This is a genomic window from Bacteroides caecicola, assembly GCF_023337095.1.
Classification (GTDB): Bacteria; Bacteroidota; Bacteroidia; order Bacteroidales; family Bacteroidaceae; genus Phocaeicola; species Phocaeicola gallinarum.
Genome location: NZ_JAMBLM010000014.1, coordinates 1 through 11901 on the forward strand (window position 1 = coordinate 1; position 11901 = coordinate 11901).

Genomic DNA, 11901 nt, shown 5'->3' on the forward strand with positions numbered 1-11901 from the left:
AAATCCCTAAAAATAGGTATTGCTTGAGAATTTCAACCCCTATACCTTTGTAAAAAAATAGAAACATAGTTCATTATAGATGCAAGTACTGAAAGAAGACATACGCAGCCGTGTATTAACGGTTGCCAGACAGCAATTTGAGCGGAAGGGGTATTCCAAGACTTCCATGCGCGAAATTGCCGAATCGGCAGGTATCGGAGTCGGGAATATTTACAACTATTTTACGAATAAAGACGAACTTTTCCATGAAGTAGTCCGTCCGGTTTTATGCGCTTTGGAAGCCATGCTTCAGGAACATCATGGCATACGGGGAGAGGATATTATGATGATGCGGTCGGAAAAGTATCTGAAGTCATGCATTGATGAATATGTCGCACTTATTACCAAGCATCGCGGGTTGATGGAGATTCTGTTATTCCGCGCACAAGGTTCATCGTTGGAACGTTTCCGGGAAAACTACACCGACCGTTCTACTGAGGTGGTTAAGGCGTGGTTTGCGGCCATGCAGAAAAAACATCCTGACATAAACACGTCTGTATCCGATTTTATCATTCACCTGCATACGGTATGGATGTTTACTTTGTTTGAGGAACTGCTGATGCATTCAGTACCCAAACAGGAAATGGAAGCGATCTTACACGATTACATCTTGTTTGAAATTCAAGGATGGAGGGCAATCATTAAAATATGAAAAGCAGACAACACACATACAGACGAGCAGCCGCAACAAAAGGGCTGGCAAGGAGGAAATCTTCACGGAGGTTTCCTCCTTTTTTTATGAACAATTCTGAATATCGTTCACTATTAAACACCTAAAAATATGAAACAAAAACGTGAGTTTAAGAGCATTGTGGCGGAAACGTTATTTATTCCGCTATACATGAGAGCAAAAGAAAGCCGCCGTGTCAATCCCATTCTGAATGACAAGGCAGCAGAACAGTTGGCCGACAATTTGGAATACGATTACTCCCAATTCGATGGGGCGAAATTGAGTGAAGTAGGCTGCGTGGTACGCGGTTGGTATTTCGACCGTGCCGTAAAGCAGTTCATCGACACGCATCCCCGTCCGGTAGTCGTAAATGTGGGCTGCGGATTGGATACCCGTTTCCAGCGCATCGGCAACAGGAAAGCGGTCTTTTACGACTTGGACTTGCCGGAAGTCATTGCGCTACGTCGGGAGTTGATACCCGAACAGCCGGGCAATGTCTATATCGCAACTTCATTGCTGGAAACCGATTGGATGGATGACCTTCGACAGAAACACCCCGATGCGGAATTTATATTTGTTGTGGAGGGCGTACTGATGTATTTTTACGAAAAGCAAGTAAAAGCCTTCCTGCACCACGTGGCAAGCCGTTTCGGAGGAGGTGAATTGTGGTTTGATGTGTGTGGCACGATGATGAGCCGGCACGGTGTGAAGCCCGATTCGCTCCGTAACCATGAAGCACAAATCCGTTCGGGATTGAGCGACGGACATCTGGTGGAACGATGGGAACCCACCTTGCAACTCATCGAACAAGCCAACTACATGAAGTTTTTCCGTTCACGCTGGGGGTTCTTCTTCGGACAGATATTGGGACGGATGACAAAGTTGTGTTATCAGTTCAGTTCATTACTCGGATATAAAATAATCTCACAATAACATTTTACGATGGATAAAACAAAGAAGGAAGAAGGTCTGGCGCGATTGTTTGAGATTGCGGGACAAAAGAAAGGGTTGCTAATACTGGCAGGAATCTTGTCGGCAGGCAGCGCAGTTTGTATGCTTGTGCCCTATTGGGCTGTTTATGAAGTTCTGAAGGAATTGCTGACACATGGAGGCAGTCCGGTTTCGGTAAATGGTACAGATATGATAAGCTGGGGATGGATAGCGTTCGGAGGGCTTATCGGCGGACTGGTGTTGCTATATGCCGCCCTAATGTCTTCCCATGTTGCAGCGTTCCGCATCCTGTATGGCCTACGTGTCCGACTGTCCGAACACATCGGCAAACTGCCTTTGGGATATTTGAACAATACCTCTACGGGAGCCATCAAGAAAACAATGGACCAAAACATTGAGAAAATAGAGGGTTTCATCGCCCATACCATTCCGGATTTGGTCAATGTAATGGCAACGGTAGTGGTAATGCTGGTCATCTTTTTCTCTTTGGATGTGTGGCTGACGGTGGTCTGTTTGGCAGTCGTGGCACTTAGCTTATTTCTGCAATTCTCTAATTTCATGGGGAAAAAGGCAAAAGAGTTCATGGGCATCTACTACGATGCACAGGAAAAGATGAGCGCATCCGCCGTGCAGTATGTACGGGGAATGCCCGTTGTCAAGATTTTCGGGCAGAGTGTCCGTTCGTTCCGTCAGTTCAATGCCGAGATTCAGGCGTACAAGACCTTTGCCTTGAAGTGTTGCGACACCTACCAGAACGGGATGGTCGCATTTACGGTCCTGCTGAATTCGATGGTGACGTTCATTCTCCCCATGGGCATCTTGTTGATGCAAGCCAGCCCTCAATCATTGTCGTTGGCAGTGGTATGGCTGTTTTTTATCATCATGGGACCGGGTATGGCTTCTCCCGTTTATAAATTGACATTCTTGGGAGGTAACACGCGCGACATCAATGAAGGTGTAAGCCGTATTGACCACATCTTGGAAAAACAGCCTCTACCGGAACCGGAACACCCACAGACACCTTCAACCTACGATGTGGAGTTCCGCCATGTATCATTCGCTTACGAGAACACGGAACAGGGGACACGGACAGAGGCTTTGCGTGATGTCAGTTTCGTGGCACCGCAAGGAGAAATAACGGCCCTTGTCGGTCCGTCGGGAAGTGGCAAGTCTACGGTAGCCAACCTAATCCCACGCTTTTGGGATGTGGAGCAAGGAGAAATACTTATAGGAGGTGTAAATATCCGTCAAATAGCTATGGAAAAACTGATGGAGCTGGTGTCGTTCGTCTTTCAAGATACGTTTCTGTTTTACGATACGCTGTATGAGAATATCGCCGTAGGCTCTCCTGATGCAACAAAAGAAAAGGTGGTAGCCGCCGCTAAAGCCGCTCAATGTCACGACTTCATAGAGCGTTTGCCGCAGGGCTACGAAACAAGAATCGGTGACAAAGGCGTGTTCCTGTCGGGAGGAGAAGCCCAACGGATATGTGTGGCACGCGCCATATTGAAGAATGCGCCGATACTGGTACTGGACGAAGCAACGGCATTTGCAGATCCGGAAAACGAGTATAAGATGCAGATAGCTTTGCAATCGCTGATGAAGGGAAAGACGGTTATTGTGATAGCGCACCGCCTTTCTTCTGTTGTTTCCGCAGGTAAGATTGTTGTCATGAAAGAAGGAAGGATTGCACAAAACGGGAAGCATGAAGTTTTGTCCGTGACAGATGGCACATATAAGAAGATGTGGGATGCCTATACAAGCGCTTACCACTGGACGTTGAACAAAAATTGAAAAGGAGAACAAGATATGAACGCAATTAAAAACATTACAATAGGACATACCGAACGACTTTACAAACCTGTGGGCTACACCATGCTTGCCAACTTAGTCAATATCGTACCGTTCTGTCTCTCCATTGAGGCGATACGCATCATATTCAATGCTTTTGACGGAAGCGGACAACCGCTTGACACGCCCCGCCTGTGGTGGATATTCGGCATTATGGTTGTTTATATGTTGGTAATGGCTTTGGCGGAACGGGCATCTTACCGCGCCAATTTCAGGGGAGCATACGAAATGAGTGCTTCAGGACGCTTGTCGCTTGCAGAGCATCTGCGGAAACTTTCACTGGGATTTCTGTCAAAACGCGACCCCGGAGATTTATCTTCCATGCTTATTACGGACTTTATGATGGCAGAAACCGGAATTTCGCACCACCTACCCCAACTGATGGGCGCTGTGGTCATGCCCGTACTGGCTTTTGCCTCGCTGGTCTGGATTGACTGGAGAATGGCGGTCAGCATGTTTGCAGCTTTGCCGCTTGCCTTACTCGTCTTGTGGGCAAGCACAAAGGCACAGAGGAAACTGAGCGGCAGGCAAATTCAAGCAAAAATAAATGCAGGAAACCGATTGGAAGAATACCTGCAAGGCATCCGGGTGATGAAAGCCTACAATTTATTAGGCGACCGCTTTGTCCGGTTGCGCGATGCGTTTGCCCAGCTTCGCCGTGCCTGCATCCGTCAGGAAGCCTTGTTAGGCCCGTTTGTCTTGTTGAGCATTACATTGGTACGCGCCGGACTGACGATGATGGTACTGTGCGGAACTTATCTCCTGTTGGGAGGAAAGCTATCGCTGCTTGTTTTCGTACTGTTTCTTGTGGTCGGCTCGCGTGTGTTTGATCCGCTGACTTCTGCCCTAACTAATTTTGCGGAGTTCCGCTACTTTTCCATTGCCGGAGGACGCATCCTTTCACTAATGAATGAGACAGAAATGAAAGGAGAGCAACAATCTCCGATGGCAGGCAACATCCGTTTTGAACACGTATCGTTCGCTTATCAAGACAAAGAAGTGTTGCACGATATAAATATTACGCTTCCAAAGAATTCATTGACAGCTATCGTCGGCCCTTCGGGAAGCGGGAAAAGTACAGTAATGAAACTTTGTGCCCGTTTCTATGACCCGCAGAAAGGACGCATCCTTTTTAATGGAGTTCCAATGAACGAAATAAATCCCGAAAGTCTGATGAGACATATTTCCATGGTATTTCAAGACGTGTATCTGTTTCAGGACACCATACGCAACAACATCCGCTTCGGAAAAACAGATGCTACGGAAGAGGATATTATAGCCGCAGCTAAAAAAGCTTGTTGCCATGACTTCATCATGCGCTTGCCTCAGGGTTACGAAACGATGGTGGGCGAAGGAGGCTGCACCTTGTCGGGTGGAGAAAAACAGCGCATATCCATAGCCCGTGCCATCCTGAAAGATGCACAAATCATCCTGCTGGATGAAGCGACTGCTTCGCTTGACCCCGAAAATGAAATGGAAGTACAAAAGGCTATTGACACGCTCATCAAAGGACGCACCGTCATCGTCATCGCCCACCGGCTCAAAACCATTAAGGATGCAGACCAAATCATCGTTTTGGATAACGGAATGATAAAGGAGCAAGGCACACACGATGAACTTGTCCGAAAAAAAGGACTTTATTCTCATTTATGGGAAATACAAGAAAGCATCTCTGGCTGGAAGCTGTAAAACAACACAATAATGGATGCCTGTTTCCTTTCATGGGATAGGCATCCATTTCACTAAATGTTGCGGTCCGTACTCTTTGTTATTGCAAATCTCACACTCACGTATCCATCCCCTAAAGCTGCGGCAAGCCCTTCGGGGTTATCAATCTGTCCCAACCGTGTATGGCTGTAACCGGGCGAAAAGGTTTCATAAAACAGAACGATACAAGAATAATCCACAGCCGCACTGAAAACCTCCGTATTGATGTCCGGTGATGCTACGACACATATTTATTTCCGTCTTTTCCCGGCATAGGATTTTGTTGGGCAATGGCTGTTGTACTCATTGCTAACAAACTTGCAATCATCGTTATTACTGTATGCCTCATAATTTTACATTACAAATTTTCTGCAAAAGTAATCGCAAAGTCCATCAATTCGGATACCTGCATAACCGTCAAAAATACCTCGATTACGGCTTCCGAACAAATCCCCGTTTGAGAAATTTACCGAAGTATTAATATGCTGTAAAATGGGTGATACGTTCTGTAATCCGTGTATGGACGAGCAGTTGCATCCAACGTAACTTTGTCTTATCAAAACAAATAAAAGACAACGTATATGAAAAGTATCATTACATCCCTCGTAGTGTGCAGTTTCCTGCTCTCCGCCTGTGGGAGAACGGATGATGACAACATGTTGTGCATCCGCGAACAGGGCAGCTTTCTGGTTGGCGGTTCGGTAATTACAGTTCCGGGCAGCTACGATGAAAACAATTCGACAAATCCAGCCGGACAGACTTTGCACGGCGACCATGCTTACGTATTTTATCAAATACCCGAAAAGACACATTCTTTGCCATTGGTATTCTTGCATGGTAACGGCGAATCAGCCAAAACATGGGAGACGACATCCGACGGGCGGGAAGGCTTCCAGAACATCTTCCTGCGGCGGGGATTTAGCGTCTATCTGGTCGACCAGCCACGACGGGGCAAAGCTGGAAAAAGCACCGTATCGGACACGCTTCGCGCTGTGCCCGATGAGGCTTTTCAGTTTGAGATATTCCGTGTAGGCGTATGGCCAGACCCTTTCCCCGGCGTACAATTCTCTCCTGCCCCACAAGCATGGGAACAATTCATGCGCCAAGTGACGCCCAATACCGGTGCGTTCGACAAAGAGGTCGTGTCGGATGCTTTGTCTGCCCTGATGGACAAGATTGGCGGCGGCATCCTGATTACTCATTCCATGGGCGGTGGTCCCGGTTGGCTCACTGCCATCAAGAGCAGTAATACCCGTGCGGTGATTGCTTACGAACCGGGAAGCAGCTTTATCTTTCCTAAAGGTGAGGTACCCTCCCCGATTCCCCACAGCGGACCGGAAAAGGCTTTGGAAGCAGATTCCACATCTATGGACAAGTTTCTGAAGTTGACACGTATTCCTATCGTCATTTATTATGGCGACAACATTCCCGAACAACCTACCAAGCATTGGGGACAGGACACGTGGCGTGCCCGCCTCGAAATGGCGCGTCTTTTCGTCGACTGCATCAACCGCCACGGAGGGGATGCACAGGTAATTCACTTACCCGACTTAGGCATTAAGGGCAATACCCATTTCCCTTTTGCCGACTTGAACAACGTGGAAGTAGCGGATGTAATGTCTGCTTGGCTGAAAGAAAAAGGATTAGATAACTGACAAAATAATATCAGAGATTGCTACCAAGTTCGGCATTACGATGGATCGTTCCGTATCATGGCCGTGGCCTGTACTGGCAGATTCATCGCCTAAGCGTATCCGGGAAGAAGTGGAAGGTTCGTTATGCCGCCTTCATACCGACCATATTGACCTTTATTGGCAACACCGCATAGACCCCAATGTGGAGCCGGAAAACAGTAGCCGACGAAAACCATCCGTGTGCCGGTGGTCAAGACCGGGGACGATATGGCTTAACCATCGGTTTGCGGGCTTCCCTGTTTTCTTTCGTTGATATTGGTGTATCAATCAGTAATCTGTGTATGGACGGGTAAAAACATCTGCCGTAATTTTGTATCAGAACCAATTTAATGACAGATAAGTTTATGAGAACAACGATTTTATCCCTGACACTTTCACTGCTCGCTTGCTGCGGAACCTTGCTAGCACAACAGACAGACACGCTCAGTCTCCGCCAACAGAGCATCGTTGCCATTGCCGCCAATACCGCCACCGGCAACTTGGAGAATCTGGAAACCGCCTTTGCTTGCGGGCTGGACGACGGAATGACCGTGAACGAGATTAAAGAAGTATTGGTACATGCTTATGCTTATTGCGGCTTTCCCCGCAGCCTGCGTGCCCTGCAGACCTTTATGCAAGTGCTGGACGAACGTAAGGCGCAGGGTATCACCGACACCGTAGGACGTGACGCAACGCCCGTCAACGACAACCGCGACAAATATACGCGCGGTGCAGAGCTTCTTGAAAAGCTGAGCGGTGCACCAAAGAACGCCCCCAAGACCGGATATGCCGCTTTTGCTCCCATCATCGAGCAATACCTGAAAGAGCATCTGTTCTGCGACATCTTCGAACGTGACCTGCTGACGTGGCAGGAGCGCGAACTTGCCACAGTGTCTATCCTCTCCGCTTTGGGGAAAGGCGTGGAGCCGATGTTGAAATCACACTCTGCCATCTGTCTGCGTCAGGGAATCACCGAAGGTCAACTGCGCCAGATGACGGAAATGGTTAATGGAATGAAGTAATAATAAGCCTGTTATAACAGTCTTATCCAACACAAACGCTGTAAGGTCTTCTCCGTTGGAACACCCCGAAAAACGCTACCGTTAGTGTTATCCAATTCATGCGGATGCGTTGACTGTTTCTATTCGGAGAGTAGTTTGGTTTTACCGCAAGCGTTTTTCATCACTTAACATCTCTAAAAAGCATATCGCAATGAAAAAGTATTTTATCTACCTGATGATGGCATTGGCAGCCGTCACTCTCAATGCCTGCGGGGACGATGACCCCGTACAGCAAGAACAACCGGGAACCGAACAGCCCGAAACACCGGATGAACCGGACGAACCTAATACTCCCGACGAACCTTCGGGAGACAGTAATATTCTCATTGCCTACTTTACCCATAGCAACAATACCGGCACCGTGGCTGAACGCATCGCCGAACTGACCGGAGGTACGCTCTACCGCATCGAAACCGTCACGCCCTACCCCGACAATTATACGGAATGTACGCAGGTGGCACTGGAGCAATTAGAGAACGGCACACGGCCCGAACTCAGCGGAACCGTGGAGAATATGGAACAATATGGCATCATCTTCGTAGGATGCCCTGTGTGGTGGGGCGATGCGCCGATGCCGATATGGTCGTTCCTCGAAAGCGATGCGTACGACTGGGCAGGCAAAACCATTATCCCGTTCTGCACCTACGCTTCATCGGGACGCGATGCCACCCTGCAACGCATCGTAGACCTTACTCCGGAGGCTGAACATCTGGAAGGTTTCGACACCAGCGGACGGAACACCGGCGGCGTGGAGAATTGGCTTCGCGAAATAGGAATCATCGAATAAAAATTATGACACGTAATCTTACATCATTCATTTATGCGCTACTGCTATCCTTGCCACTCACATCATGTAACGCGAACGAAGCGGGTAGCGAGACACCTGTAATCTCTGACAACGGGGAGAATACGCCATTGATAAACGAAACCCGACCCATTCCCGACGGCTACGGCCAAGATGCGAACGAACAAGGCAGCATCGTACGTATCGATTATGACACGCGAGACTATGCGGAAGGCACGGGAATGACGCGGACGAACACTGCGTATGTTTACCTGCCTTACGGATATGATGCGCAGAAGCAGTACAATATTCTTTACTTCGTGCATGGGCATTACAGCACAGCGGCCTCTACTTTCGAAGACGGAGCGGTATGCAAGCTACTCGACCAGATGATAGCACACGGCGACATCGACCCGATGATTGTGGTTACTCCCAGCTACAACTACGGGCAGCCGACATCCAACTATGCGGATGCTGACCCCTACTGCCGCGCTTTGCCGCAGGAGTTGGTAAACGACTTGATTCCCATTGTTGAGAGCCGATACCACACGTATGCAGAAACTACCGATACGGAAGGCATTGAGGCATCCCGCGACCACCGTGCCATCGGCGGTTTTTCGATGGGTGCGGTCACCACGTGGTATGCTTTCGATGAAACCTTGAACGCATTCCGCTACTTCATGCCCGTTAGCGGCGACTGCTGGTCGCTGGGCAGATTTGCCGGCATGAACCGTCCCGATGATACGGCAGCTTATCTGGCAGAGCGTGTACAGCAATCGCCCTATGCCGGAAACGGTTTCTATATCTGGGCGGCAAGCGGCACGAACGATTCGGCTTACAGCGAAATATTGCTCCAAATAGAAGGAATGGCGCGGCTGGCGGATGTATTCAATGCCACGAATATGACCTTCCATCAGAAAGAAAGCGCACGGCACGAGTTCCGTCCCATTCCGGAATACCTGTACAATGCCCTGCCGTTCTTCATTCCCGAAATCAAACGAATAAAACAAACTTATAATAGAGTAAAAACAATGAACAATTTATTCAAGACTATGTTATGCGGTGTCGCCGCGCTTATGCTGGCAAGCACATCGGTTGCGCAGACAAGACCTGCATTTTCTGAGACGGATTTCTCCACCATCCAAAGTCCCAATACCAATCCATTCGGACTGGTCTATCGAGGTGCCATAACCCAGAATGAAACAGGGAAAGTGAACATTCACCGCATCACTTACGACCTGAACGGCCTGAAGATTGTTGCCAATGTATATACGCCTGCCGGATATGACGCATCGAAGACGTATCCCGCACTGGTCGTGGCACATCCCAACGGAGGCTGCAAAGAACAGGTGGCTGGTCTGTACAGCCAGCGTATGGCTGAACAGGGTTACATCTGTCTCGCATTTGATGCAGCTTATCAAGGAGGAAGCGAGGGCGAACCCCGCAACGTAGACAAGCCTGCCAACCGTATTGAGGACATCCGCCGCGCCTGCGACATCTTGGCTCAATATCCCGGCGTGGATGCCAAACGAATCGGTATCCTCGGCATCTGCGGAGGCGGAGGTTACACACTCAAGGCGGCACAAACTGACAAACGGTTCAAGGCGGTTGCCACATTGAGCATGTTCAATACAGGGCTGGTGCGTCGCAACGGTTTCCTCGATTCGCAAATGGGTGACGTACAGCAACGTCTTGCCGATGCCTGTGCCGCCCGAGAGGAAAGTACAGCCGATTTCGCCATAGCCGGTTTTCGCGGTTTCGTGATGTGTCTGCCCAATCCTACAGAACGGGGCATGATAAAGGCTACCGGTGTGGGAATGAAAGGCAGTGTGAAGAATACCGGCTTTATGAGGCAGGCATACGAATTGGGGAAAAGCATTTAAACAGGCGTTTAGAATGGATTGTCTGAAGCATATCCATACCGAAGTCCGGCTCAAAAGATACCTTGACTGTCGGCATTCAAACTGTTATGCTGAATGTAATTTTGATAAGGAGAAACAGATATGAAAAGAATGAACAGGAGGGAATGGCTGAAGTGGGTGGCTACTTCCCTTACCTCGTCGGCCGTATTGCCCACATTCCTCACTGCCTGTGGGGAAGACAACGAACCTCTTCCGGAACCTGCACCCGGCGAAGAACCAGACAACGATGAACCGACGGGTCCGGCATCGCAAGTGTGGATGACTACCGACTTGTCGGCAGCCGGACTGCTTGCTGTTTATCATGCAGTGGGCAGACAGGCTACGGGACGTGTCGCCGTCAAAATCAGCACAGGCGAACCGGGAGGACATCACTACTTGCAGCCCTCACTCATAGCCGACCTTGTGCACGAGGTGAACGGAACTATCGTGAAATGCAACACTGCTTATCAAGGCGGACGATCGGATTCTACAAGCCATTGGCAGGCGATACGCGACCACGGTTTTCTTGACATTGCCAATGTGGATTTAATGGACGAGAAAGGTGAAATGCAACTGCCCGTACAGGATACGACACACATTCAGTACAACCTCGTAGGCAGCCATCTGGCAAACTATGATTTTCTGATTAACCTCGCCCACTTCAAAGGACACGCCATAGCCGGCTTCGGCGGTGTATTGAAGAACCAGTCGATAGGCATTGCCTCCCGCCGGGGAAAGACAAATATCCACTCCGCCGGACGGACGCAGGATGTATCGCGCCTGTGGAACACGATGGCATCGCAGAACGACTTCACCGAATCAATGGCAGCAGCGGCACAAAGCGTGGCGGAGTATTTCGGCGACCGCATTCTCTACATCAACGTGATGAACAACCTGTCGGTGGACTGCGACTGTGACTCTAATCCTGCCGCGCCCGAAATGCAGGACATCGGTATCCTTGCCTCGACTGACCCTGTTGCTTTGGAGCAGGCCTGCCTCGATTTGGTTTATGCCGTAACGCCCACGGACGGTAACAATAACCGTCCGCTTATCCAGCGTATCGAAAGCCGTGGCGGAGCACATGTGGTGGAATATGCAGAGCGCATCGGGCTGGGAAGCAGGATCTATGAAGTCATTCAAATATAAAAACGCCCAATGAACAAAGATGAGTCCGGACTTGATGCGAGATTTATCCGCAAAAACGGCATATCCTCCCGAAGTTTTTGTAAGCCCGTTATGATACGCATCTCCTACCTTTGCATCA

11 protein-coding genes are annotated in these 11901 nt (G+C 49.2%); 10 read left to right on the plus strand and 1 reads right to left on the minus strand.

Annotated elements, in window-relative coordinates; genetic code table 11:
* Nucleotides 1-79 precede the first annotated feature (79 nt).
* The 4 genes from M3085_RS11945 (at nt 80) to M3085_RS11960 (ending at nt 5200) form a co-directional block, all read left to right on the plus strand.
* Entirely contained in the window at nt 80-691 is a 612-nt protein-coding gene (locus M3085_RS11945) for a TetR/AcrR family transcriptional regulator (RefSeq protein WP_178256416.1), read from the plus strand.
* Between the two features lie 129 nt (nt 692-820).
* A complete protein-coding gene (locus tag M3085_RS11950) occupies nt 821-1642 on the plus strand; it encodes a class I SAM-dependent methyltransferase (protein ID WP_249053104.1) in 822 nt (273 codons plus the stop codon).
* A gap of 9 nt (nt 1643-1651) precedes the next feature.
* Nucleotides 1652-3454, plus strand: coding sequence for an ABC transporter ATP-binding protein (locus M3085_RS11955; protein ID WP_249053105.1), 1803 nt, complete (start codon nt 1652-1654; stop codon nt 3452-3454).
* Between the two features lie 15 nt (nt 3455-3469).
* Nucleotides 3470-5200 carry an ABC transporter ATP-binding protein gene (locus M3085_RS11960; protein WP_178256419.1) on the plus strand — a complete coding sequence of 577 codons (1731 nt, stop codon included), beginning with the start codon at nt 3470-3472 and terminating at the stop codon, nt 5198-5200.
* A gap of 53 nt (nt 5201-5253) precedes the next feature.
* On the opposite strand, the gene M3085_RS11965 is transcribed toward M3085_RS11960, so the two are convergent.
* A complete protein-coding gene (locus M3085_RS11965) occupies nt 5254-5418 on the minus strand; it encodes a cyclophilin-like fold protein (protein WP_317239287.1) in 165 nt (54 codons plus the stop codon).
* Nucleotides 5419-5799: 381 nt separating this feature from the next.
* Here M3085_RS11965 and M3085_RS11970 point away from each other — a divergent pair, with 381 nt between their 5' ends.
* From M3085_RS11970 to M3085_RS11995, 6 genes are all read left to right on the plus strand, one after another.
* Nucleotides 5800-6873: an alpha/beta hydrolase gene (locus M3085_RS11970; protein ID WP_249053106.1), complete on the plus strand. Its 1074-nt coding sequence runs from the start codon at nt 5800-5802 to the stop codon at nt 6871-6873.
* Nucleotides 6874-6889: 16 nt separating this feature from the next.
* Complete coding sequence (locus M3085_RS11975) at nt 6890-7165, plus strand: aldo/keto reductase (protein WP_410554700.1); 276 nt, start codon at nt 6890-6892, stop codon at nt 7163-7165.
* Nucleotides 7166-7256: 91 nt separating this feature from the next.
* Nucleotides 7257-7913 carry a carboxymuconolactone decarboxylase family protein gene (locus M3085_RS11980; RefSeq protein ID WP_249053108.1) on the plus strand — a complete coding sequence of 219 codons (657 nt, stop codon included), beginning with the start codon at nt 7257-7259 and terminating at the stop codon, nt 7911-7913.
* Between the two features lie 190 nt (nt 7914-8103).
* Nucleotides 8104-8739, plus strand: a complete 636-nt coding sequence (locus M3085_RS11985) for a flavodoxin (RefSeq protein WP_249053109.1) — start codon at nt 8104-8106, stop codon at nt 8737-8739.
* Between the two features lie 5 nt (nt 8740-8744).
* The gene (locus M3085_RS11990; protein WP_249053110.1) at nt 8745-10619 is read left to right on the plus strand and encodes an alpha/beta hydrolase-fold protein; all 1875 of its coding nucleotides are present in this window, start codon (nt 8745-8747) and stop codon (nt 10617-10619) included.
* 120 nt (nt 10620-10739) lie between these two features.
* Nucleotides 10740-11783, plus strand: a complete 1044-nt coding sequence (locus M3085_RS11995; protein WP_249053111.1) for a DUF362 domain-containing protein — start codon at nt 10740-10742, stop codon at nt 11781-11783.
* Nucleotides 11784-11901 lie beyond the last annotated feature (118 nt).

Excerpts from the sequence above, each read along its gene's own strand:
- M3085_RS11945 (WP_178256416.1), top strand. The coding sequence starts at position 80 with ATGCAAGTACTGAAAGAAGACATACGCAGCCGTGTATTAACGGTTGCC.
- M3085_RS11950 (WP_249053104.1), top strand. The coding sequence starts at position 821 with ATGAAACAAAAACGTGAGTTTAAGAGCATTGTGGCGGAAACGTTATTT.
- M3085_RS11955 (WP_249053105.1), top strand. The coding sequence starts at position 1,652 with ATGGATAAAACAAAGAAGGAAGAAGGTCTGGCGCGATTGTTTGAGATT.
- M3085_RS11960 (WP_178256419.1), top strand. The coding sequence starts at position 3,470 with ATGAACGCAATTAAAAACATTACAATAGGACATACCGAACGACTTTAC.
- M3085_RS11970 (WP_249053106.1), top strand. The coding sequence starts at position 5,800 with ATGAAAAGTATCATTACATCCCTCGTAGTGTGCAGTTTCCTGCTCTCC.
- M3085_RS11980 (WP_249053108.1), top strand. The coding sequence starts at position 7,257 with ATGAGAACAACGATTTTATCCCTGACACTTTCACTGCTCGCTTGCTGC.
- M3085_RS11985 (WP_249053109.1), top strand. The coding sequence starts at position 8,104 with ATGAAAAAGTATTTTATCTACCTGATGATGGCATTGGCAGCCGTCACT.
- M3085_RS11990 (WP_249053110.1), top strand. The coding sequence starts at position 8,745 with ATGACACGTAATCTTACATCATTCATTTATGCGCTACTGCTATCCTTG.
- M3085_RS11995 (WP_249053111.1), top strand. The coding sequence starts at position 10,740 with ATGAAAAGAATGAACAGGAGGGAATGGCTGAAGTGGGTGGCTACTTCC.